Annotated in this window: 22 protein-coding genes; 18 read left to right on the top strand and 4 right to left on the bottom strand. The window is 65.5% G+C overall.

The window, feature by feature from the left end:
* Window positions 1-5 precede the first annotated feature (5 nt).
* Window positions 6-1,283 (bottom strand): hypothetical protein, encoded by a 1,278-nt coding sequence (locus NFI08_RS10060; RefSeq protein ID WP_108447623.1) that lies wholly within the window; start codon window positions 1,281-1,283, stop codon window positions 6-8.
* A 281-nt stretch (window positions 1,284-1,564) separates the two neighbouring features.
* Between NFI08_RS10060 and dnaX the strand changes: the two genes are divergently transcribed.
* From dnaX to NFI08_RS10030, 6 genes are all read left to right on the top strand, one after another.
* A complete protein-coding gene (gene dnaX, locus NFI08_RS10055) occupies window positions 1,565-3,904 on the top strand; it encodes a DNA polymerase III subunit gamma/tau (protein WP_108447624.1) in 2,340 nt (779 codons plus the stop codon).
* 39 nt (window positions 3,905-3,943) lie between these two features.
* Window positions 3,944-4,270, top strand: coding sequence for a YbaB/EbfC family nucleoid-associated protein (locus NFI08_RS10050; protein WP_045993209.1), 327 nt, complete (start codon window positions 3,944-3,946; stop codon window positions 4,268-4,270).
* A gap of 92 nt (window positions 4,271-4,362) precedes the next feature.
* On the top strand, window positions 4,363-4,968 hold the full coding sequence (gene recR, locus NFI08_RS10045) for a recombination mediator RecR (protein ID WP_045993210.1): 606 nt from the start codon (window positions 4,363-4,365) through the stop codon (window positions 4,966-4,968).
* Window positions 4,969-5,004: 36 nt separating this feature from the next.
* Window positions 5,005-6,138 (top strand): ribonuclease D, encoded by a 1,134-nt coding sequence (rnd, locus tag NFI08_RS10040; RefSeq protein WP_108447625.1) that lies wholly within the window; start codon window positions 5,005-5,007, stop codon window positions 6,136-6,138.
* Between the two features lie 117 nt (window positions 6,139-6,255).
* Complete coding sequence (locus tag NFI08_RS10035; protein WP_083970450.1) at window positions 6,256-6,558, top strand: YcgL domain-containing protein; 303 nt, start codon at window positions 6,256-6,258, stop codon at window positions 6,556-6,558.
* 4 nt (window positions 6,559-6,562) lie between these two features.
* On the top strand, window positions 6,563-7,021 hold the full coding sequence (locus NFI08_RS10030) for a YcgN family cysteine cluster protein (RefSeq protein WP_045993212.1): 459 nt from the start codon (window positions 6,563-6,565) through the stop codon (window positions 7,019-7,021).
* 95 nt (window positions 7,022-7,116) lie between these two features.
* On the opposite strand, the gene NFI08_RS10025 is transcribed toward NFI08_RS10030, so the two are convergent.
* The gene (locus NFI08_RS10025) at window positions 7,117-8,025 is read right to left on the bottom strand and encodes a LysR substrate-binding domain-containing protein (RefSeq protein ID WP_045993213.1); all 909 of its coding nucleotides are present in this window, start codon (window positions 8,023-8,025) and stop codon (window positions 7,117-7,119) included.
* 132 nt (window positions 8,026-8,157) lie between these two features.
* On the opposite strand from NFI08_RS10025, the gene NFI08_RS10020 reads away from it, so the two are divergent.
* The 6 genes from NFI08_RS10020 to NFI08_RS09995 all read left to right on the top strand — a co-directional run bounded on the left by NFI08_RS10020 (window position 8,158) and on the right by NFI08_RS09995 (window position 14,085).
* Window positions 8,158-8,913 carry a 5-oxoprolinase subunit PxpA gene (locus NFI08_RS10020; RefSeq protein WP_349589054.1) on the top strand — a complete coding sequence of 252 codons (756 nt, stop codon included), beginning with the start codon at window positions 8,158-8,160 and terminating at the stop codon, window positions 8,911-8,913.
* Between the two features lie 81 nt (window positions 8,914-8,994).
* Entirely contained in the window at window positions 8,995-9,252 is a 258-nt protein-coding gene (locus NFI08_RS10015) for an acetyl-CoA carboxylase (RefSeq protein ID WP_108447642.1), read from the top strand.
* Window positions 9,249-10,637 carry an acetyl-CoA carboxylase biotin carboxylase subunit gene (locus NFI08_RS10010; RefSeq protein WP_108447643.1) on the top strand — a complete coding sequence of 463 codons (1,389 nt, stop codon included), beginning with the start codon at window positions 9,249-9,251 and terminating at the stop codon, window positions 10,635-10,637. Before NFI08_RS10015 ends, NFI08_RS10010 begins: the two co-directional genes overlap by 4 nt.
* Window positions 10,634-11,548, top strand: coding sequence for a 5-oxoprolinase subunit B family protein (locus NFI08_RS10005; RefSeq protein ID WP_349589051.1), 915 nt, complete (start codon window positions 10,634-10,636; stop codon window positions 11,546-11,548). The genes NFI08_RS10010 and NFI08_RS10005 overlap by 4 nt, the downstream gene beginning before the upstream one ends.
* Window positions 11,538-12,542: a 5-oxoprolinase subunit C family protein gene (locus NFI08_RS10000; protein ID WP_349589048.1), complete on the top strand. Its 1,005-nt coding sequence runs from the start codon at window positions 11,538-11,540 to the stop codon at window positions 12,540-12,542. Before NFI08_RS10005 ends, NFI08_RS10000 begins: the two co-directional genes overlap by 11 nt.
* Before the next feature lie 208 nt (window positions 12,543-12,750).
* On the top strand, window positions 12,751-14,085 hold the full coding sequence (locus NFI08_RS09995) for a purine-cytosine permease family protein (protein WP_349589045.1): 1,335 nt from the start codon (window positions 12,751-12,753) through the stop codon (window positions 14,083-14,085).
* Window positions 14,086-14,182: 97 nt separating this feature from the next.
* On the opposite strand, the gene NFI08_RS09990 is transcribed toward NFI08_RS09995, so the two are convergent.
* Both NFI08_RS09990 and NFI08_RS09985 read right to left on the bottom strand, forming a co-directional pair.
* Complete coding sequence (locus NFI08_RS09990; protein WP_349589042.1) at window positions 14,183-15,073, bottom strand: COG3650 family protein; 891 nt, start codon at window positions 15,071-15,073, stop codon at window positions 14,183-14,185.
* A 57-nt stretch (window positions 15,074-15,130) separates the two neighbouring features.
* Entirely contained in the window at window positions 15,131-17,314 is a 2,184-nt protein-coding gene (locus NFI08_RS09985) for a S9 family peptidase (protein WP_349589039.1), read from the bottom strand.
* 70 nt (window positions 17,315-17,384) lie between these two features.
* On the opposite strand from NFI08_RS09985, the gene NFI08_RS09980 reads away from it, so the two are divergent.
* From NFI08_RS09980 to NFI08_RS09955, 6 genes are all read left to right on the top strand, one after another.
* Entirely contained in the window at window positions 17,385-17,837 is a 453-nt protein-coding gene (locus tag NFI08_RS09980) for a hypothetical protein (RefSeq protein ID WP_045993220.1), read from the top strand.
* Window positions 17,838-18,017: 180 nt separating this feature from the next.
* Window positions 18,018-19,832 (top strand): VWA domain-containing protein, encoded by a 1,815-nt coding sequence (locus NFI08_RS09975; protein WP_349589035.1) that lies wholly within the window; start codon window positions 18,018-18,020, stop codon window positions 19,830-19,832.
* Window positions 19,833-19,905: 73 nt separating this feature from the next.
* Window positions 19,906-20,193 carry a type II toxin-antitoxin system HigB family toxin gene (locus NFI08_RS09970; protein ID WP_213228726.1) on the top strand — a complete coding sequence of 96 codons (288 nt, stop codon included), beginning with the start codon at window positions 19,906-19,908 and terminating at the stop codon, window positions 20,191-20,193.
* A gap of 3 nt (window positions 20,194-20,196) precedes the next feature.
* Window positions 20,197-20,610, top strand: coding sequence for a helix-turn-helix domain-containing protein (locus NFI08_RS09965; protein ID WP_213228724.1), 414 nt, complete (start codon window positions 20,197-20,199; stop codon window positions 20,608-20,610).
* 160 nt (window positions 20,611-20,770) lie between these two features.
* Window positions 20,771-21,556: a class II glutamine amidotransferase gene (locus tag NFI08_RS09960; RefSeq protein ID WP_108132628.1), complete on the top strand. Its 786-nt coding sequence runs from the start codon at window positions 20,771-20,773 to the stop codon at window positions 21,554-21,556.
* Between the two features lie 125 nt (window positions 21,557-21,681).
* Window positions 21,682-23,370, top strand: coding sequence for an AMP-binding protein (locus NFI08_RS09955; protein WP_349589030.1), 1,689 nt, complete (start codon window positions 21,682-21,684; stop codon window positions 23,368-23,370).
* Window positions 23,371-23,520 lie beyond the last annotated feature (150 nt).

Here is a 23,520-nt window from a genome sequence, read left to right as displayed (position 1 = left end):
GGCGTTCAGTCTCGCGACTCGACGTCTGCCTGGGGCGGCGGATGGATCACCCGCTCCGGTGCGGGTGGTGGTAGGCGAAGGGATGCCCCGGGCCGCGAATACAGCCCCTTGAACAGCTTCAGCCCAAGCCACAGAAACAGCAGCGGAATCACTAGGGTGCGCATCACAAACAGCGCCATCAACTGGAGGATGGCGTTGGTGCCCGATTCGATCCGGCTCTGAATGGCGCTGATGCTGAGGCCGTCGGTGAGGGCTCCGATGCGCTCGGCCAGGCCGTCGAACAGACCTTCGTCCGGGTCCTCGCCCGCCAGGCGGCGGCGCAGGGTATCGCGTTCGCGGTCCACTGCGGCGAGCTCGGCGAGCTGGCCCTCGCGCTCGTCGGTGAGCCCGGCCAGGCGCTGTCGCCGTTGGCCAAGCTGCTGTTCGAGGCGCTCGATCTCGGGGTTGTCGTGGAAGGGGTTGAGGCGCTCGGTCAGACTCAGCCGGGCGGTCAACAGCGACAGCCGACCGCGACTCTGTTCCACCGCGTCCTCGGCCTTGCCGATCTGTCGATTGGTCTCGATCAGCGATTCGCGCAGTTGCTGGCGCCGCTGGTCGGTATCGGACATCTCGGCCTCAAGCCGCTCGCGCTGCTGTGGCGTCAGGGCATCGCCGGCCTCTGCCAGGCCGGTGGCCTGGACCTCTTCGGACAGGCCCTGGACCTCGGCCATGCTGGCGCTGGTGCGCTCATCGAGAAAGGCCTGATCCACCAGGGTGCTGGCCACCAGTGTCATCAGCAGCAGAAACCGGCCGAGTCCGATCAGTGCGAAGGCCTTCCACGCCAGTGGCGTCAGCCGCCAGTCTCGCCACAGGCACAGGATCAGCAAGGCCCCGGCCAGGCTCAGGGCAATCTTGAACATCAGAGAGCCGGTGATTTCCAGCAGCAGGGTCTGGCCGATCAGTGAGCCGATGGCCAGCTTCATCACGCTGGCGTAGTCCTCCACCAGGTCGTTGAAGGGGTCCAGCGCCTCGAAGGGATGGGTCGACACGCCAACGCCCATCTCGGTCGACTGCAGCACCGAGATGCCCGCATTGAGCCCCCGGGCCGCAGCGAAGGCGAGCAGCGCCTGGGTAGTGGCGCCCTCGACCTGACGCTGGGTCGCACGATCGAGCACATCGAGCCAGGACAGTGCCATCACCGCGACGATGGCCAGCGTCAGCAGTACCTTCAGTCGCCGTGAGGGCGAAAGCCGTCGCTTCGCGGTGGGGGGCGTCTCATAGGAGGTGGGCGCGGAGTCAGACATGAAGGGTCCTGTGGCAATGGAAGGCGGGACGCTACCGTCGGTTGGCTGCGGGTACCTCTCACCAGTGGCGGATGCGAGCAACGCCAGACGGGCGCACAGGTGTGACGTGCCGCTTCAACGGCGTGAACCCCCTTGGCCTTTGCGCCCAAGGCCCCACCCGGTAGAATGCCACGACCATCGGGCGGGAAACACCGTCGCGTGACCGCCACGCCGCCTCGCTCCCGCCGCGTTGTCTCAGCGGGTCGCCTGGCCCAAAGCCCAGCCGCAGGAAAGAACGTTCAATGAGCTATCAGGTACTGGCCCGCAAATGGCGGCCTCGCACCTTCCATGAACTGGTGGGGCAGGAGCATGTCCAGCGGGCGTTGGTCAATGCCCTGGACCAGGGCCGCCTGCACCATGCCTACCTGTTCACCGGGACCCGAGGTGTCGGCAAGACGACCCTGGCGCGTATCCTGGCCAAGTGCCTCAATTGCACCGACAAGGGAGAAGGTGACGACGGCGTGACCTCGACCCCCTGTGGCCGTTGCGATAGCTGTCAGTCCATCGACCAGGGCCGCTTCGTCGACCTGATCGAGGTCGACGCCGCCTCTCGGACCAAGGTCGAAGACACCCGCGAGCTGCTCGACAATGTTCAGTACGCGCCGACCCAGGGTCGCTACAAGGTGTACCTCATCGATGAGGTGCACATGCTCTCCACCAGCAGTTTCAATGCGCTGCTGAAGACCCTGGAAGAGCCGCCGCCCCATGTGAAGTTCCTGCTGGCGACCACCGATCCGCAGAAGCTGCCGCCGACGGTGCTGTCGCGCTGCCTGCAGTTTACCCTCAAGCATATGCCGCCGGAGCGTATCGTCGGCCACCTGTCCAAGGTGCTGGAAGCCGAGCAGGTACCCTTCGAGGAGTCTGCACTGTGGCTGCTGGGCAAGGCCGCCGCCGGCTCCATGCGCGATGCCATGAGTCTGACCGACCAGTCGATCGCCTTCGGCCAGGGTGAGGTACGCCACGCCGACGTCGCCGCCATGCTCGGTACCCTCGACCATCGCCACGTGCTGGCGCTGATCGAGGCGCTGGCCGAGGTGGACGCCGCGCGGCTGCTCCAGGAGGTGGCGAGCCTGGCCGAGCAGGGCCCGGACTTCGGCGCGGTGCTCGACGATCTGACGGCGGTGCTGCACCGCCTGGCGATCGGTCAGATGGTGCCGTCGGCGCTGGACAACGGCCACGGCGACCGTCAGGCGCTGCTTGAGCTGGCCGGACGCTTCGCCGCCGAGGACGTGCAGCTCTACTATCAGATCGGAGTGCAGGGGCGTGCCGACATGGCCCACGCCCCAGACCTGCGTACCGCCCTGGAAATGACCCTGCTGCGGATGCTGGCGTTTCGTCCCCAGGGCGTGCCCAGGCCCGCCCGGACGCCGCTGCCGATGCGCGGCGAGGCAGCGCCGCAGGCGGGTTCAGCGTCTACCGCGCAGCCTGACTCTAGGAGCGAACCGCAGCCCGAAGTTAAGACACAAGTTCAGAGCCAAGCCCAGAACCAAGCCCAGAACCGAGCTCAGCCTCACGGCCAGGTTCAGACTCAGCCCGAGGCTCAACCTCACGTTCAGCCCGCACCGCAGCCTGAACCACAGCCCGAGCCTGGTGCGCCATTCCCGTCCGAGACCCAGGCGCAGACGGCGGCGCCGGTCGAGGCCAGTGTCGATGCCGCGCCGGCGCCCGTCGATGGGCCTGCGCCCATGCCGGGTGAGGCGCCAGACAGTCGCGATGATAGTGGTGGCGAAGCCGACTATCGTGCGAACAACCACGCCAGTGACGTGCCGCCGCCCTGGGAGGGCGGTGCTCCCGAGGACCCTACGCCGGGCGCTGACGCGCCCACCGCCGTCGCCAGCGAGCCGGTCGGCCTGGCCGAGACGCCGTCCGCCGAGGCCCAGGCCGGGCAAGCGATGGCGTCCACACAGGACCAGCCGCTCCCGACCGAACCGCACCCGGTTGAACCGCACCTGGCCGAAACGCCTGCGGTCGCCGGGAGCGAAGCGAGTAGCGAAGAGCCCAGCCCTGAGCCAAGCTTTGGGCCAAGCGCAGAGCCCAGCCCCGAGCCAAGCCTTGAGCCCGACGCCGAGGTCGAGGAGAGGGCGGCCGAGGCGATGGTCGACGAGGCCTCGCAGCACCAGCAGCACGCCGCAGAGCTCGCCGCCGGCGAGACTACCGCGACGTCGACAGGGGCGCTGACTCACAGCGCTTGGCTGGCCCACTTCGATGATCTTGGCGTGTCGGGCCTGACCCGTAACCTTGCCGCCCACTGCGTGGTGGCCGCCGACGACGGTGAACGGCTACATCTGCATCTGGACCCGTCGCAATCGGCGATGAACGCCGAGGTTCACCAGAACCGGATTCGCGATGCCCTCGAGGCTCTGGGGTATCCCCGTCGACTCGAGATCGAGGTGCGTCAGCTCGACACCAGCGTCGAGACCCCGCGGCAGATGGCCGAACGCCTGGCAGCGGAACGCCACGCCGAAGCGGTTGAGGCCTTGAAGCGTGATCCCCATATTCAACAATTGCAGCAGACATTCGGCGCCAGGCTGGTGGAGTCCACCGTGACCCCCGCCGGCGAGACCCGCAAGGCCAGACGCTGAGCGTCTGCGCCTGACAGTTTAAAACGAGAGGATCGGACCATGATGAAAGGTGGAATGGGTAACCTGATGAAGCAGGCCCAGGAAATGCAGGACAAGATGCAGCGGGTCCAGGAAGAAATCGCCAAGGCCGAGGTGCTGGGTGAAGCCGGCGCCGGCATGGTCAAGGTGACCATGAACGGCCGCCATGACGTCAGCAAGGTCGAGATCGACCCGTCGGTGATGGAAGAGGACAAGGAACTGCTCGAGGACTTGCTGGCCGCTGCGGTCAACGATGCCGTGCGCAAGGTCGAGACCAGCTCCAAGGCCAAGATGGAAGAGGTGACCTCGGGCCTCAACCTGCCGCCCGGCTTCAAGATGCCGTTCTAAGCCGACCCTGACGCGACTCGGGCCAGCGACTGGCCCGGGCGAGAGTGTATCCGCCGGACGCAGTGTTTGCCCGGCGCTGGACGAGTTTGCCCATGAGTTTTTCTCCCCTGGTCGAGCAATTGATGGACGCACTGCGCGTGCTGCCGGGCGTCGGGCCCAAGACCGCCCAGCGCATGGCCATGCACCTGCTGGAGCGCCAGCGTGAAGGCGGCCAGCGTCTGGCCGAGGTGATGCGTGAGGCGGTCGAAAGGGTAGGCTACTGCCAGCGCTGCCGGACCCTGACCGAAGAGCCGCTGTGCGGGCTTTGTCAGAGCGCGCGTCGGGACGACAGCCTGCTGTGTGTGGTCGAGTCGCCGGCGGATATGCTGGCCATCGAGGAGGCCGGCGGCTTTCAGGGACGTTACTTCGTGTTGCACGGCCACCTGTCGCCGCTGGACGGTATCGGGCCCGAGGACATCGGTCTCGATCAGCTCGAGACCCTGATGGAAGAAGGTCTGATCGAGGAGGTGGTGCTGGCGACCAATCCCACCGTGGAAGGCGAAGCCACCGCCCACTATATCGCCACCCAGATCCAGCGCCACGGTGCACGTCTGTCGCGTCTGGCCTATGGTGTTCCCATGGGGGGTGAGCTCGAGTACGTCGACGGCGGGACCTTGAGCCGCGCCTTTTCCGGTCGCCTGCCCTTCGACAGTGAATAAGTCGGGCGAACGTTGTTGCCTCAAATGGATGCTTGAATGCCTGTAATCCCTGATATTCGATGGATCGATAGCGCCGACGCTCTCGACGACGCCTGCCAGGCGCTGTCCCAGGCACCGGTACTGGCGCTGGACACGGAGTTCTTTCGCGAGAAGACCTTTCACCCGGTTCCCGCACTGATCCAGATCTACGGTGGCGACGCCACCTATCTGATCGACCCGCTGGAGGTCGCCTGCACCGAGCGTTGCCGGCAACTGCTGACCAATGACGCCTTGAAGCTGCTGCACGCCAGCAGCGAGGACCTCGAGGTATTCGGCCACTGGGCCGGGGTCGCGCCGACGCCGCTGGTCGACACCCAGGTGGCCCAGGGGCTCCTGGGCGAAGACGCCGCCATGGGCTACCAGCGGCTGGTGGAGTTCTGGGTGGGCGAGACGCTGCCCAAGGAAGAGACCCGTTCGAACTGGCTGGAGCGCCCCCTGAGCGATTCCCAGCTGAGCTACGCGGCGCTGGACGTGGTCTACCTGCTGATGGTGTGGCAGCACCAGCGTGAGTCGCTGGAGCGCCACGGTCGACTCGAGTGGGTGCTGGAGGACTGCACCGACCTGGTGGCCCAGTCGCAGCGCTCCAGCGAAAGCGACGGCCAGTGGTACCTGCGCCAGCGTCAGCTATGGCGGCTGGCCCCGCGTCAGGTCGAGGCCTACCGTCTGATGACCACCTGGCGCGAGGGCGAGGCCCGGGCCAGGGACCTGCCGCGCAACTGGGTGATCCAGGATCGTGTGCTCTACGCCATCGCCGAGAAGATGCCGGCCAACCGTCATGACCTGGCGGCGGTGGAGGGCGTCAAGCCGACCCTGATCAAGCGAGAGGGCGACAACCTCTTGGCGATGGTCAAGCAGGCCGCTCACCGAGAGGCCTCGGAGCTTGCGCCTGCGCCGCTGGCACCGACCTTGCCGCCGTTCAAGTCGCGCATGAAGGCGCTCAAGAAGGTGGTCAATCTCGACGCCGAGTCGCTGGGCGTCGCCCCCGAGGTGCTGCTGCGCCGGCGTGAGCTGGAAGCCCTGGTCACCGCCAGCCTGCGCAACCAGCCGCTGCCGCTGCCCGGTGGCTGGCGTGGCGAGCGGCTCAATGAGCGCCTTGAAGGAGCCCTGGGGGAGTTGGCCCAAGCCGGCTAGAAAGAAGGACTCGACCAGGCTGACGAAACACTAACAGCAACGACGAGGCGTCCGATAAATCGAAAGGACGCCCACCAGACCGACAGGGCAGCCCAGGTGGCGCCCGATGAGACCGACATGACGACGATGCAGGGCAAGATGCTGTGCGAGATTTTCAAGAGCTCGCGCAAGGACGAGATGTATCTCTACGTGGACAAGCGCGAGGGGCTCAAGCGGGTCCCCGAAGCGCTGATGGAACGCTTCGGCACGCCGGTATCGGTGATGACCATGATCCTCACCGCCGACAAGGCGCTGGCGCGCGCCAGCGGCGCCGAGGTGATGGCGGCGATCGAGGAAAAGGGGTTCTATTTTCAGATGCCGCCGGCCAAGGACGAGTATCTGCTGGACCTGTATCGCACCCCCACCGAAGCCCGCTACTGACGTGATGGCCGAGCTGAGAGAACGTTTCTGGGAGCGCTACGCGCTCGATGAGCTGACCCAGCAGGAATGGGAGGCGCTGTGCGATGGCTGCGGCCAGTGCTGCCTGCGCAAGCTCGAGGACGAGGACACCGGCGATCTGGCGGTGCTGGGCCTGTCCTGCCGGCTGCTCGATACCCACAGCTGCCGCTGCAGCGACTATGACAATCGCCTCGCCAAGGTGCCGGACTGCACCCAACTGACGCCCGAGCTCGCCCACCAGTTCAAGTGGTTGCCGCACTCCTGCGCCTACCGACGGCTGGCCGAGGGGCGCAAGCTCGCCGGCTGGCACCATCTGATCTGCGGTGATCCCGAACGGGTCCACCGCAAGGGTATCAGCGTGCGCAGCTTCGCCATCCCCGAGACCGAGGTGGACGAGGCCGACCTCGAAGACCATATCATCGCGGTGATCCCGGTCGAGGGCTGAACGCCTCTTGTGGCAACGCCACCTGCAATCTCTGATAGCGACCTCCTTCGGGAGGTCGCTTGCGTTGTGGCATGCCCTCGGCACCTGGCGTGCCGTCAGCCCGCCGCCATGGCCTCGATCAGGGCGTCGCGAAACGCTTGGGCTGGCGGCGACAGCGCTCGCTTGCGGTCCCAGGCGAAGCCCACGTCCATGGTCGGGATGGGGTCGGCCAGGTCGATGTGCTCGATGCGTCGGCCCTCCAGCGACCAGGGCCGATAGACCATGTCCGACAGGATGCTGACGCCCGAGCCGCTGGCGACAAGGGAGCGCACCGCTTCCACCGAGGATGTGCTGAACAGGGTCTGTGGACCGAGTCCCGATGGTGCCCAGTAGCGCAGTGCGGTCTGCTCGGCCTCGTCGACGTTGAGCATGATATAGGGCTCGCGGGCGACGTCGGCCAGGCCAACGTCGCGCCTGCCGTGAAGAGGGTGGTGGCTGGCGACCCACAGGCGGCGGGGCGATCGGATCAGCAGGTGCTGGGCCAGCGGGGCACCCGGTTCAAGGTTGGAGATCAGCATGATGGCCAGATCGAAGCGGCCGCCGAGCAGGCCGGCCTGGATCGTCGGCCTCGAGGCCTCGTGCAGGCGTACCGTCACACCGGGATAGCGACGTTGAAACTGTGCCAGCAGCGGCGGAAGAAAGTAACCCGCCACGGTATAGCTCATGGCCAGATCGAGGCGTCCCTCCAGCGTCGGCGAGTGCACCCGGGTCGAGTCGAAGGCCTCGTCCACCGCCTGGAAGACGTGTCTGACCCGGTCGAGAAAGCGGGTGCCTTCGCGGGTCAGCACCATGCCCTGGGCCTGTCGGTCGAACAGCTTGACGCCCAGCTCGTCCTCGATTTCCCGCACCCCGGTGGTGATCGACGACTGGGACACGTTCAGGTCCACCGCGGCCTGGGTCACCTTGCCGCTTTCCGCCACCGCCACGAAGTAGCGCAGCTTGCGAAGGGAAGGACTGCGCGCCATGTGACATCTCCCTCAAGTTCTGTTGTTCGAGCCTGTTGTTCGGATTTTTTGATAATGCCAAACAAGAATTGGTATTTCCAATCAGTGGCGTCTCTCATATACAACGATGGAACACCCGCGAGGAGACCCACAATGACAACACTGGACCTCAATGCCGACATGGGGGAAGGCTTCGGCGCCTGGCGCATCGGCGGAGACATCGACGATCGCATCATGGCCGGCATCAGTTCCGCCAATATCGCGACCGGCTTTCACGCCGGCGACCCCACCATCATGACCCATAGCCTGCGTCAGGCGGCGAAGCACGGGGTCGCGGTGGGGGCCCACCCCGGATTTCGCGATCTGGTCGGCTTTGGTCGCCGGCATATTCACGCCGCCGCCGATGAACTGGTCAACGACGTCATCTATCAGCTCGGCGCCCTGCGCGAACTGGCCGCCCGAGAGGGCCTAGGCCTTCATCACCTGAAGCTTCACGGGGCCCTGTTCATGCACGCGGCCAGGGACGAGGGCTTCGCCACGGCGCTATGCCGCGCACTGATGACCATCGACGCCAATCTGCCGATCTACTGCCTGGCCGGGTCGGTGATCGATCGGGTCGCCGAGGCCGAGGGCATTCATCGCGTCCACGAGTTCTACGCCGACCGTGACTACGACGATCAGGGTTCCATCGTCTTTGTCCGGCAGGTGCAGCGCCTCGACCCCGAAACGGTAGCCGAGAAGGTGCTGCTGGCGGCCCGCGAGGGCGTGGTCGAGACCGCCAGCGGCAAGCGTGTACCGGTCAGCTTTCAGTCGGTGTGCCTGCACAGCGATTCTCCCGGGGCGCTGGAGATGCTCGACGCCATCCGTCGCCGACTGACCGATGCCGGCATCGAGCTCAAGGCTCCCTGAGCCTGCGGCCGCCTGGCCACAGCCATCTTCGCCTTGACCGTGTTCAGCGCAATCCAATTCCAATGACAAGCGAGAGACCTCATGTCCCAGCAAACACAGCAAGCCCCCTTTCCCGGCGTCTTCTATCGCCGTCCCTCGCCCGAGGCCGAGGCCTTCGTGTCCCCGGGTGATAGCGTCCAGGCCGGCGACACCATCGGCCTGCTCGAAGTGATGAAGCAGTTCTGCGAACTCAAGGCCGAGGTGACAGGCCAGATCGTGTCCATCGAGGTGGACGACGGCGATGTGCTGGAAGCCGGTCAGGACATTCTGGTCATCGACGATTCGGAGGGCGAGGCATGAACGCGACCCGACTGTTGATCGTCAATCGTGGTGAGATCGCCGTGCGGGTGGTACGCGCCGCCCGCGAGCTCGGTCTGACCAGCATCGTCACCCACAGTGAGGCCGACGCCGACAGCCTGGCGGTCAAACTGGCCGATGAGGCGGTCTGTATCGGCCCGGCCCAGGCCGCCAAGAGCTATCTGAACATCGAGGCGATCCTGGCGGCAGCCCGGGAAGTCGGTGCCGAGGCGGTCCATCCCGGCTACGGCTTCCTGTCGGAGAGCGCCGACTTCGCGCGCCGTGTGGTCGAGGCCGGCATGATCTTCGTCGGCCCCGACGCCGAATTGATCGAGCGCATGGGCAACAAGGCCGAGGCCAGGCGCACCGCACTGGCCGCAGGTGTTCCGGTGGTGCCGGGGTCGCCGTCGGCGGTGGCCGACGTGGAGGAGGCGGTGAAGGTCGCACTCGAGGTCGGCTATCCACTGCTGATCAAGGCCGCCGCCGGCGGTGGCGGGCGCGGCATTCGCACCGCTGCCGACGAGGCGGAACTCCGTGCCCAGCTGCCGCTGGCCCAGAGCGAGGCGCGAGCCGCCTTCGGTGATGACAGCGTCTATCTCGAGCGCTTTATCGAGCGTGCACGGCATATCGAGGTGCAGATCCTGGCCGACGGCGAGCGCGCGGTGCACCTGTACGAGCGGGAGTGCTCGTTGCAGCGACGGCGCCAGAAGGTGTTCGAGGAAAGCCCATCGCCGGCGCTGGACGAGGCCGCCCGCGAGCGCCTCTGCGCCTCCGCGGTGGCGCTCGCCGAGCACGTCGGCTACAAGGCCGCCGGGACGCTTGAGTACCTGTACGACGATGACAGCGGTGAGTTCTTCTTTATCGAGATGAATACCCGCATCCAGGTGGAGCATCCGGTCACCGAGATGATCACCGGTGTCGATCTGGTGCGGGCGATGCTCAGGGTATGCCTGGGTGAGCCGCTGGGGGTGGCCCAAGACGATATCGCGATACGTGGCTGGGCCGTGGAGATGCGTATCAACGCGGAAGACCCGGACAATGGCTTCTTTCCGTCGCTGGGGCAGGTCGAGCGACTGACCTGGCCCACCGGCCCGGGGGTGCGCGTCGACAGCGCCCTGTACGAGGGCTACAGGATGCCGCCGTTCTATGACTCGCTGGTGGCCAAACTGGTCGTCTGGGACGAGGATCGCGCCTCGGCGCTGGTCCGTGCCGGTCGTGCCCTCGACGAATTCACGCTGGAGGGCTTCACCACCACGGCGGGGCTGCATCGTCGGCTGGTGGAAGACCAGGCAGTACGTCGCGGCGACTTCCATACCGGCACCCTTGAGCTCTGGCTGGACACAGCATCGGCGGCGTCAGCGCCATCAGTACAGGAGAAAGCGTCATGAAGCCATCCACCCAGCGTGACCCCGGGCAGGCCAAGCCCGCACGCTACAGCGCCGCTGGAGACGAGTTCCTGTTCGTCGAACTGTCCGAGGCGATGAACCTGGAAGCCTTCTTTCGCGGGGTGTCGATCACCAGTCGGCTTGCCGAGCGCAAGATCCCCGGGGTGACCGAGATCTGTCCCGCCAACGCCTCCTATCAGGTGCGCTACGATCCCGACCGGCTGCCGCTGTCACGCTTGATCGAGACTCTGGAGCAGATCGATGCCGAGGTGCTCGGCCAGCAGGTGCAGCGCCTGGAGACCCGGGTGGTGGAGGTGCCGGTGCTCTACAACGACCCCTGGACCCACGAGACGCTGATGCGCTTTCGCGATCGCCACCAGGACCCGTCAGGCACCGACCTGGAGTACGCCGCCAGGATCAACGGCTTTGCCAGCGTCGATGGCTTTATCGAGGCCCACAGCGCCAGTCCCTGGTTCGTGTCCATGGTGGGCTTCGTCGCCGGCCTGCCGTTCATGTACCAGATGGTGCCCCGTGAGCGGCAGATCGAGGTGCCCAAGTACGTGCGGCCTCGTACCGATACGCCCAAGCAGACCGTCGGCTATGGCGGCTGCTTCAGCTGTATCTACTCGGTGCGCGGCGCCGGGGGCTATCAGATGTTCGGGGTGACCCCCATGCCGATCTACGATCCCAGCGGCAGCCAGCCCCACATCGACGACTCGATGATCTATTTTCGTCCCGGTGACATCGTCAAGCATCGACCCGTCGATCGCAGCGAGTACGACGCCATGGTGGCCGCTGCCGAGGCCGGGCGCTTCCGACCGAAAACCGCGCCATTCGTGTTCGACCTGGATGAATATCGCGAGGCCCCGGAAACCGTGGCTCGTCGCGTCGAGGAGGTGCTCAATGAGCATTGAAGTGATCAAGCCGGGGCTTGCGACCTCGGTCCAGGATGCCGGACGCGCCGGTCATTACCACCTGGGCATTCCGCCGTCTGGCGCCATGGACCAGTTCGCCATGCGCTCGGCCAACCTGCTGCTGGGCAACGCCGAGGACGCCGCGGTGCTCGAGTGCGCCCTGATGGGACCGGAGCTGCGCTTTACCCAGGCCTGCCGTATCGCCACCGGCGGCGCCGAGATGGTGCCGAAGATCGATGGCCAGCCCCATCCCAACTTCGAGGTGCTTGAGGTGCCCGCCGGCAGCGTGCTGAGTTTCGACTTCGTGCGTGCCGGGGCGCGGCTCTACCTGGCGGTGGAAGGCGGCATCGATGTGCCCGAGCGTCTGGGTAGCCGCTGCACCTACGCGCTCGGCGCCCTCGGTGGCTACGAGGGGCGTCCGCTCAAGGCTGGCGATGTGCTGCCCCTCGGTCAATCGAACGCCGCAAGCCGCGCGGCAGTCGGTCGGCGTCTTCCCGAGGCCTTTGTGCCGCGCTTTGCCAAGCACTATGAGTTGCGCGTTGTGCCTGGGCTTTACGACCACCTGCTCGAGGAAGAGGCGAGGGAGCGCTTCTATCAGGAGGACTGGAGCGTGGCCTCGGAGGCCGATCGCATCGGCTATCGCTTCAAGGGCGGTACACCGCTTCGGTTCATCGAGCGAGAGCCGCCCTTCGGTGCCGGTGACGACCCGTCCAACATCGTCGATGCCTGCTATCCCATCGGTTCGATCCAGGTGCCCGCCGGCAGCGAGCCGATCATCCTCCACCGAGACGCCGTGTCCGGCGGTGGCTACGCCATGGTTGGCACGGTGATCAGCGCCGACATGGATCTGGTGGGCCAGATTCAGCCCCATCAGAAGGTGCGCTTCGTACAGGTGTCCCTCGAACAGGCGCTGGAGGCGCGCAAGGCCTACGCCGAGCGCCTGGAGGCGCTGCGCATCGCCCTGGGCCAGGCCCAGGGTCAGGCGCTCGACTAGCCGGCTGAAAAGGATCGAAGGCAAGAGCCTGAGTGCTTCGATCCCGTCTCACTTATTCCCGCAATTGCCACTTTGCCCGGCGGAGCCAGACGCCTCCGCCCGGGCTCCCCTTGCCCGGAATGTCACTCGAGCCCTGTCACCGAGGTATGGGCTGGCTTTTCGGTCCAAGGGCTTCGTCCAACCACAACAACAGCACGAGGCAACAACCATGAACGACACGACATCCCGCGAGAAGGGTGGGCAAGGCGCCGGCGACTTCGCCGACCGCCCCATGCCCCTGGACCAACGCATGCCCAGGGGCAATCTGATGATGGCCTGGTGGGCGGTATGCAGCGCCATCTTCTACATGGTGGTGGCCGCCGCCATGGCCCGCAGTTACGGCACCACCAACGCGCTGATCGGGATCGCCCTGACGGTGGTCTGCTACGGCGTCATCAATGCGGTGATCAGCCGCTATGCGATACGTACCGGGCTGACCGTGGCGCTGTTTTCCCGGGTCCTGTTCGGTCATCTGGGAGCGATGATCGCGACCCTGATCTTTTTTGCCACCGCGCTCTACTACGCGGTGTTCGAGGGCTACGTGATGGCGCTGGTGCTGTCCGAGTGGTCGCCCTCGCTCGGCATGGCCAGCGCTACCCTGATCGTGGTGGTGGTCGGAGTCTCGCTGATCTTCGGCAGCGTCCAGCACTGGCTCGACAAGTTCAATGGCGTGCTGCTGCCGGTGTACATCGTCGGCATGCTGATCGCCGTGGGCATGGCGATGGCCGAGTTCGGCTATCCCTCCGGCTGGCTCTCCCGGGTGCCCGAAGGAGGCGCCAGTCCCTTCGGCTGGCTGTCCACCTTTGCCTACTACATGGGGGTCTGGGTGCTGATGATGTTTACCTTCGACTACGCCCGCTTCGGTCGCGTCGAGGATAGCCGCTTCCATGCCCGCGTTACCTTCGGCATTCCCTTTTATCTGATGACCTTCGTGTTCAGCGGAGTGGTGGGGATCCTGCTCGACGCCTGCCTGCCTACCGACGGCCTGTCGGAGGCGTCCATCGTGCTGGGGCTGCTCGAGTTGATGGGGCTCGGCGGGCTGGCGCTGGTGTGGGTGACCCAGAGCCGCATCAATACCGCCAATTTCTACCTGGCGACGGTCAATCTCGAGGCCTTCGTCGGCAAGCTCACGGGCCTCAAGCTCAACAAGATCCTGGCCGGCTGTCTGGTGGGCGGGCTTGCCTACCTGCTGATGCGGGCGGACGTGTTCAGCTACCTGCTGGCGGCCCTGGCCTATCAAGGCGTGTTCGTGGTGGCCTGGGTGGGGGTGGCACTGGCCCATATCCTGTCGCCGGAGGGGCGTCTCGAGGTCGATCTGGACGCTGACATCAGCGCCTTCAACCCTGTGGGGCTGGCGGCCTGGGCCCTGGCAGCGATTGTCGGCATCGCGCTGATGCTGTCGCCGAGTCTGGCCGGAGCCTCGGCACCGCTGACCTTCGTGGTGGCCTGGGGGAGCTACGCCCTGGGCCGTGGTCTGGCCCGGCATGGAGCCACCGCCGCCTGACCGGCTATGACCGGCTAGGTAGGGAAACGACAGCGCCGGGCCTCGTGAAGAGGCCCGGCGCCTTGTCGGCAAAGAAGGCTTCGCCGAGTGTTGGCGATCAATTGCCGCTGTGGCTAGCGTCCGTTTGCCGGTCGTCGCCTTCTTCTTTGCCTTCTCCTTCGTTGTCAGCCTGGTCGTCATCGCTACCTTGCGGTGCGGCAGCCGTAGCGGCTGCGTCGGGGTCGACCGCTGGCTCTGAACGCTCGCTTTCCATCGCTTCTTCCATCTCGCCTTCCATGTCACCTTCCATGTCACCTTCAAGAGACCCCGACATGGCCCCCTCACCGGTGAACAGCGGACGGGCGTCATCGAGGCTGTTGAAGTCTTCGATCAGGACGGTGGCGTTCTCGGCCTCGCCTTCGTTGCCTTCGGCTTCGACGTAGCTGCTGCCGTCGAAGCGCAGGTGCAGGGCCTGAGCCGGCTGATCGGCGGCCAGGTGGCGCTTGACCACCAGGTCTCGCCAGCCCTCGTGAGATGCTTCGCCAAGCTGGATCGGAGGCTGGGTGGTGGGCTGGGCGCTGATGACGCGGTAGGCGTCGTCCTGGGCTTCGAGGATCAGGGTATCGCAACCACCGGTGCCGCAGACCATCGGGCCGACCACGTGGACCACGGCCTCGTCCTGACCATCGTCGTTCAGGTCACTCCAGCCGACCAGGTAGCGAATCTCGCCGAGCTGGGGATCAAAGTTGGCGCGCAGGGACTGCTCCAGTGCCTCGCGGCGATCCGCCTGGCTCATCTCCGAGATGTCGTCGCCTTGTTCGTCGCTGGTGTCGTCTTCACTGGCTGAGTCTGCGCTCTCGTTGCTGCCGCCACCATTACCGGAGGTGACGTTTTCGCTCTGCTGTGACGCGCCTTCGGACGTCTCGGAATCGCTGTCGTCGGAGCAGCCGGCGAGGGAGGTGCCGAGCCATAGCGCAGCGGTGAGGGCGAGCATCGGTTTGGCGTTCATGAAATTCCTTATTCTGAAAGTGGCCGCTAAAGCGGCCAAGGGCGTCCAAAGGTGCGGTCAGGCCTGCGGGCTCTCGTCGGTGGAGCAGGGATGGGGCCTTGGTGATTCGACCGGAGAGTTGTCCATCAGGTCCGCATTCACCAGGTCTGCATCCAGCAAGTCCAGGGCCCAGAGCACGAAGGCATCCTGGCGTGCCCCTTCGCGCCAGGCCTTGAAACGACCCGAGGCGCCGCCGTGACCGGACGTCATGTCGGTCTTCAATAGGGTTGTCCGGTTGGACAGTGCCGCCTGCTCGGCGTTCGCCAGGCTCAGGCGTGCGTAGAGCTTGGCCGGCTCCCAGTAGGGCACACGGCTATCGTGCCAGCCACCCTGGAGGAATACTGGCGGCCAGGCCTCGGCATCGAGGTTGTCCAGCGGTGAATAGCTGCCGATGCGTCGGGCGTCGGCAGCGTGGCTGGGATTGCCCCATTCGGTGTACTCCGCCGTGGTCAGCGGCAGGTCCGGGTTTTCCATGGTACGCAGGACGTCCACAAAGGGCACGTCGAGTACCGCCGCGCAGAATGCCTGTGGCGCGCGATTGAGGCTGGCGCCCACCAGCAGACCGCCGGCGCTGGCCCCGTAGGCGACGATACGCTGGGGATTCGATACACCCGCGTCGACCAGGGCGTCACGTGCGGCCAGGAAGTCCTCGAAGCTGTTGGGCTTGTGCTCGAGCTTTCCGGCCAGGTACCAGGGTTCGCCGCGCTCACCGCCGCCTCGCACGTGGGCCACCGCGAAGGCTGCGCCACGCTGGAGCAGTTCCAGGCGGGATACCGAGAACCATGGGTCCAGCGCCTCGCCGTAGGCGCCGTAGCCATACAGCAGCGTCGGCAGCGGCTGGTTCGCCAGGTCCTTGCGGCAGACCACGGACACCGGTACCCGCTCGCCGTCGTGGGACTCGGCCCACAGCCGTTGGCAGTGCAGGTCTTCCGGTGCCAGATCGCCGTGCAGAGGCTGCCGCTTGAGCAGTCGGCGCTCGCCGCTATCAAGATCCAGCGACCACCAGCTTGGCGGGGTGCAGAAGGATTCCTCGCGCAGGCGCAGTACCCGGTCGTCGAAGTGTGGGCTGTCGCCGAGCCCCAGGCTAAGCGGTGCGGGCGAGCAGGGCAGGGGGGCGTCGAGGGTGACGCTGTGGTCGCTGTCGAACTCGAGGCGACGCAGGCGCACCTGGGCTTCGAGGTGGTCGCGCTCGGCGATCACCAGGCCCCAGGCGTAGGCATCGACACCCTCCAGGGTGGTCTCCTGGCGATGGGCCACCAGTACTCGCCGCTGACCGGAGCGGTCCTCGTTCTCCACTTCCAGCTGAAAGTGCACCAGCCCTTCGTTGTGCAACACATAGAAGTGACCGGGGCGATGATCGAGGGCGTACTCAACGCCCGGGCGACGGGGCTGAAAGCAGAGCGGGGGAGTCGCTGGCGCGTGGGCCGGAACCAGATGGGTCTCGCTGGTGTCCTTGGAGGCCGACTCGATGGTCAGCCAGGCCCGCGATCGGGTCTTGCCCAAGCCGATCCAGAACTCGGCGTCGTCCTCGCGCAGGACCAGCTCGTCGGTCTCGACCCTGGCGTCTGCGCTGGCCGTATCCAGCGACAGGCTGAGCCGCCAGGCGCTGTCGGGTCGCTGGGTGGCGTCGTAGCGGGTGAACAGCAGGGTCTGGCCGTCCTCGGCCCAGCACAGCTCAGGGCCGATGTCGTCCAGCAGTCGATGCTCGGCGCCATCGGGCAGACGCTTGATGAACAGGCGATAGGTCTCGTCACCCTGGGTGTCCTCGGTCCAGGCCAGCCACTGCTCGTCCGGGGACAGCGCCATGTCACCGAGTTCGAGGAAGGTGTGCTCCTGCGCTCTGGCCTCGAGGTCGAAGAACACCTCGCGCGACTGCGGGGCATCGTTGGGATGGCGCCACCACACCGGATAGTCGGCGTCGGCGGCGGTCTCGCTCCACAGGGTGAAGTGGTCCAGGCGACTGGGCAGCCCCTTGACGGCCAGCTCTCGCCGCGCCAGGTGGCCCTGGTAGAGTCGCTCGATCAAGGATTCCAGAGGGGCAAACCAGGTGTCGGCCTGGCGGTTGGCGGCCTCGAGAAAGTCACTCACGGCGGGATCGTCGCGATTCTCGAGCCAGTGCCAGGCGTTATCGTCCTGACGCGTGAAGTCCAGGGCGGGGCCCCGAGTTGCTGCGGCCGGTGCATTTGGCGGCTGTGCTTTCATGGTGCGAGATGTACCATACTCAAGAGAAATTTCATCTGTGCGCGGCGCGCACGTCAGGTTGGAGCATGCAATGTTGATTTCGGATTCCATGTCCACGCTGTGGTTGATCTATGGCGCATTGTCGCTGGTCGTACTGTTGGCTGGCTACCTTGGACTGGCTTTTTTACCGCGCCTGCCACGCCTGGTGCTGACCTGGGCAGTGGCCGGCGTGATGTGGATGCCGTCGATGTTCGAACTGCCGCTGATCGAGGAAGGCCAGGTCTACAGCGGTCAGGCGCCGGCCATCATGGTGGCAGCGGTCGCCTTCATGGACGGCAACAATGGCGTGCTGGTGCCGGCGGCCACGCGCGTCATCGTCGGCGCGGCGATCGGTGCGCTGTTCGGACTGGCACTGTGGTGGAGTGGCCGTCGCCGCCGTCTGCGCAAGGCCGAGGCCGCTGCAGCGGCGCGTGACCAGGACGCAGAGGCTCATGGGACGTCGCGTGAAGAAGGGCGGGAGCGTCAGGAGCCGGTGCTCGGCTAGAAACTGTTCGGCTAGAAACTGCCGGCGACGTCGCTCTGGTCACCGTGAACGGTGGACCATCGATGAACACGTCGAAGGGGGATGTAAAAGACGTCCACCGCCCACGGCCTGGAGATTCCGGGCGAGTTCCAAGGAGGACACATGGCCAAGCGGGGCCAGCAACGCTGCGGGAAAGGGGTAATGATGGCGACAATCGTGGCGTTGTGCCTGTCGCCGCTGACGGCGCTTGCCCAGTCGGCGACTGGGCAAGCGGGCTCGGATGAGCCACCGGACGTTCGCGTCGTGGTGGACGTGTCCGGCAGCATGAAGACCAATGACCCCAATCGCCTGGCAGGCAGTGCGCTGGACATGCTGGTGGCGCTGTTGCCGAGTGGTGTCAGCGCCGGCATCTGGACCTTCGGCGAGTCGATCGACAATCCGTTGCCTCTGGGGCAGGTCGACGCCCAGTGGCGCGAGCGGGCCTTGGCGCTGCCGCCGGCGCTGGAACAGTATCAGCAGCATACCGATATCGAGGCGGCGCTGCGCACCGCGGCGGCAGCCGAGGGTGACGGCTGGCGCCACCTGGTGTTGCTGACCGACGGGGTGATCGACCTGTCGCCGGGCCGGGGTGCCAAGCCCGACGTGGACCTTGCCTCTCGCCAACGCCTGGTCGAGGCGATGGTGCCGGACCTGGCCAACCAGGGGGTGGCCATCCACGCCATCGCCTTTTCGCCAGGCGCCGACGTTGCCCTGGTCGAGCGACTGGCGCAGCGCACCGGGGGGCTGGCGGCGGTGGTCGAGACACCGGACGCCCTGTTGGGCGCCTTTCTCGATATCGTCGAGCGCATCTTCCCGGTGGATCAGGTGCCGCTTGAGGACCGTCGTTTCACCGTCGATGCCGGCGTCGACGATTTTTCCGCGTTGATCTTCCATGACCCCGGCCAGGGAGAGGTGACCCTGGTGGCGCCGGACGGCACCCGTTACACCCGCGACACCGCACCCGCAGAGGTGCGCTGGCAGCGGGAACCACGCTTCGACCTGATCCGCGTACCCGACCCCGCCCAGGGGGAGTGGCGGATCGAAGGTCCTCTGGCGGCGGACTCGCGGATTACCGTCAACAGCGATCGCCACCTGGTGACGGAGACGCTGCCCGCGACGCTGTATTCCGGCTTCGAGGTGCCGTTGGCGGTGCGTGTCGAAAGTGACGGCGAGGTGACGGTGCCCGAGGGGCTCAAGGTGACGGCGGAGCTGTCCGGCGAGGCGGTGGACGGCCTGCAGATCCTGGCGCTTGGCAACGATGATGGCGTGTTTCGCGGGCGGCTGCCGTCGCCGTCGGGCACCGGCGCGGCTGAGCTGGTGATCACAGCCGAGGGCGAGGACTTCCATCGCCGACGGGTGCAGGCTGTCAATGTGCTGCCGGCCGTCGGCGCGGCACTGGACGAATCCGGGCGTCGGGTGACGCTGGTGGCCGAACATCCGCGCCTTGGCCACGACAACACCCGCTTCGAGGCCGATCTGCTGGGCCAGTCGCTGGAGGTGGCCCCGGCAGACGCCAGGCGCTGGAGCCTGGAAATTCCGCCCCAGGAGGATGAGGTCAGCCGTCCGCTGCGGATCTCGGCGGTGGCGACGATCGACGGCAGCGAGACCCGCTGGAACCTGCCGCCGCTGTGGATCAATCGCGATGGCGAGGTGGCCCTGGATCGGGCGCTGGCCGGCCCCACCCTCTCTGGTGAACGCTTCGCCGAAGCCAGTGAGCGACAGGCCGAGGAGGAGGCTGGCGAGGCGCTGGCCGACCAGTTTGTGGCGTTGGTGAATGAAGGCCCCGAGCGGCTGGTGCAGTGGTGGCGCGAGGGAAGGCCTGGTCTTGAGCCCGCCCTCGAGCGTGCTCGAGATGATCCGCGCAGCTGGCTGGTGGCCGCTATCCTGGCGGTGGTGGTGATCGCCTGGCTGTTGTGGCGTCGCCGGCGCACTCGCCTGGCGGCGGCCGGGTCAACGAGAGAGGAACCCCATGTGTGATGGTGGCGTCTGGTTCATCGCCAGATATAGCAATGTGCTATAGTTGCTTTGTGCAGTGACAGGGAACGCCAGCATGCACGTCATCACCAGGAAGCGCCTGCGGGAAGCCGCGATCAGGTGGCCCCATGCCGCCACCGCGCTGGACGTGTGGTATCGGCTCATGAAGGTCAGCGAGCCTGGCGACTTCGCGTCGATGAAGGCGATCTTCCCGGCGGTCGACAAGGTCGGCAAGCACCACGTCTTTGACATCGGCGGAAACAAGATAAGGTTGATCGCGATCGTTCACTACCGCGCCAGACGTGTCTATATCAGAGCCATTCTGGATCACCACCAGTACGACAAGGGTAAATGGAAGGAGTGACTCATGAATGCTGTGCTTGATGAAGCGGCTCGTCACTGGGCGTACATCGCTCCCTTGCTCTCCGAACCCGTCGACGAGGCGGACTACGATGCCAAGGTCGAGGCACTCGATGAGCTGCTTGATGTCGTCGGGGACGATGAAGACCATCCTCTGGCGGTGCTGGCCGCACGACTGGGCGACGTGATCGACGCCTACGACACCGCGCATCGTCCCATGCCTGATATTTCGGGGACAGAGGTGCTGCGGTACCTGATGGCGGAGCATGGCGTCAGCCAGAGCGAGCTACCTGAAGTGGGTGCTCAGTCGGTGGTCTCCGCCATCCTTGCAGGAAAGCGCTCCTTGAACTGGCGTCAGATCTGCGCTCTCTCCATGCGATTTGGTGTCGCGACGGACGCCTTCAAACCATCGCTGCGCTGAACAGGTCCATCCATCATTCACTGGTTTTCCTGCGCTGATATTGGGTGCGGCAGACAATGCAACTGCCTGGATAGTGGAAAGGTGTGGTAGTCCGGTATTCGTGGCACAGTGCGGTGTGCCGACGGCGGTATCTCAAACCAAGACGGAGAGGCGGTAACCCATGTGTGAGCTTCTGGGCATGAGTGCCAATGTGCCCACGGATATCTGTTTCAGCTTTACCGGCTTTCTGCATCGTGGCGGCGGCACCGGCCCCCACCGTGACGGCTGGGGCATCGCTTTTTACGAAGAGGGGGGCTATCGCGAATTTCGCGACCCTCATCCTTCGGTGCACTCGCGAATCGCCCGGCTGATCTGTGAATACCCGATCAAGTCGAATATCGTCATCAGCCACATCCGCCAGGCCAATGTGGGCGGAGTGAAGCTGGCCAATACCCATCCGTTCGTGCGCGAGATGTGGGGGCAGCCCTGGTGCTATGCCCACAACGGCCAGTTGTCCGGCTGGGAGACGCTGGACCTCGCCAGCTATCGACCGGTGGGGTCCACCGACAGCGAGCACGCCTTCTGCCACCTGCTGGGTGAGCTCCGGCGGCGCTATCCAGACCCGCCGGAGGATCGTCGCGGTCTGTGGTCTTCGCTGCACGAGCTGTGCGAGAAGCTCAGAGGTCTGGGCGTCTTCAACCTGCTGCTGGCCGACGGCGAGTACCTGTACACCTATTGTTCCACCAAGCTCGCCCATATCACCCGCCGCGCGCCCTTTGGCGAGGCCAACCTGTCGGACGCCGAGATGGTGGTCAACTTTGTCGAGCACACCACCCCCGACGATGTGGTCTCGGTGCTGGCCACCGAACCGCTCACCGACAACGAAGAGTGGGTGCGCATGCAGCCGGGTGAGCTGCTGGTGTGGCGGGAAGGCGAGATCGTGGCCCGTTATCTAAGCGATGAATAGCGGGTTTTAAACGAAAGTTTGAATCAAGCGTATTACAGTCGCTGCGGGACTGGGCTATGGTAGCCAGTGTCGACACCACAATTTGATAATAAGAGGGGACCTGGTCCCCCGAATGGAGAACGCCCATGAGTGAGAACGCCGCTGCATCGATCGTTCGGGGGGAGGCCCTGGAAGGGCTCGATGACTATCATTCGGTGATGGATATCTTCCACCGCTCCGTCAAGCGCTACGACGAAAAGGTGGCCTTCTCGTGCATGGGCAAGTCCCTGACCTACGCCGAGCTTGACCGGCTGTCCGGTGATTTCGCCGCCTGGCTGCAGCACGAGACCAACCTTGAGCCCGGTGATCGGGTGGCGATCCAGTTGCCGAATCTGCTGCAGTTCCCGGTAGCGGTGTTCGGTGCCATTCGCGCCGGCATGGTGGTGGTCAACACCAATCCGCTGTACACCGAGCGCGAGATGACCCACCAGTTCAAGGATTCCGGCGCCAAGGCGATCCTGATCCTGGCCAACATGGCAGACAAGCTCGAGCGGGTGCTGGACAAGACCGACATCGAGCATGTGGTGATCACCGAGATCGGTGACCTGCACGACTTCCCCAAACGACCGCTGATCAACTTTGTGGTCAAGTACGTCAAGAAGATGGTGCCGCGCTACTCGATCCCCAAGGCGGTCGGGTTGCGTCAGGTGCTCAAGCAAGGCGCCTCCCTCGAGCACCGTGAGGTAGAACGCGAGCTCGACGATATCGCCGCGCTACAGTACACCGGGGGGACCACCGGGCTTGCCAAGGGCACGATGCTGACCCACCGCAATCTGGTGGCCAACATGCTGCAGGCCAAGCAGATCATCGGGGGTGGCTTGAGCGAGGGTAGCGAGGTGGTGGTCGCGCCGCTGCCGGTCTATCACATCTATACCTTTACGGTGAACTGCCTGTTCATGCTGGAAGGCGGCAACCATTCGCTGCTGATCACCAATCCGCGGGACCTCGATACCTTTATCAAGGAGCTCTCGAAGACGCGTTTCACCGGCTTCGTCGGGCTCAATACGCTGTTCAATGCGCTATGCAATCGTGACGACTTCAAGGCGCTGGACTTCTCCCACCTGCACCTGACCATCTCCGGCGGCATGGCGCTGACCAAGGCCGCGGCCAAGCGTTGGGAAGAGGTGACGGGCTGCCCCATCGCCGAGGGTTACGGCCTGACCGAGACCTCGCCGATCGTCAGCTTCAACCCGGTGGAGGCGATCCAGCTCGGCACCATCGGCCGCCCCGTCGCCGGCACCGAGCTCAAGCTGTGCAACCCTGACGGTGGCGACCCCGAGCCGGGTGAGCCGGGCGAGCTGTGCGTGCGCGGCCCCCAGGTGATGAAGGGATACTGGAACCGCGATGACGAGACGGCCAAGGTCATCGATGCCGATGGCTTCTTCCATACCGGTGACATCGCGGTCATCCAGGACGATGGCTACGTACGTATCGTCGATCGCAAGAAGGACATGATTCTGGTGTCCGGCTTCAACGTCTATCCCAATGAGATCGAGGACGTGGTCGCGGCCCATCCCAAGGTGGTCGAGTCCTGCGCCGTCGGGGTGCCCGACGAGACCAGCGGCGAAGTCATCAAGCTGTTCGTGGTGGCCAAGGACAGCTCCTTGACCAGTGACGAGCTGCGCGCCTGGTGCAAGCAGGAGTTGGCCGGCTACAAGGTGCCCAAGCTGGTGGAGTTTCGTGACGAACTGCCCAAGACCAACGTCGGCAAGGTGCTCCGGCGCCAGTTGCGTGACGAAGGCAGCACCGAAACCGGGACCGGCACCGACGGCTGACGCCCGCCGACAAGGTCCGGGGAAGGGCAGGGGCCGGCGATTGGCCCTTGCCTTGGCTGCGGCGTTACAATAGCGCCCTTTGCGTTGCGGGAGCCTTCCCGCCCCGCGTCCGTGCGACGCGGCGCCCATGACCCACCCGGAGCCTTCGAC

Origin of the sequence: Halomonas sp. EF61 (assembly GCF_040147045.1) — a bacterium.
GTDB lineage: Bacteria > Pseudomonadota > Gammaproteobacteria > Pseudomonadales > Halomonadaceae > Halomonas > Halomonas litopenaei.
Note: the sequence above shows the minus strand (reverse complement) of the source record. Positions and strands in the feature narration are given on the sequence as shown.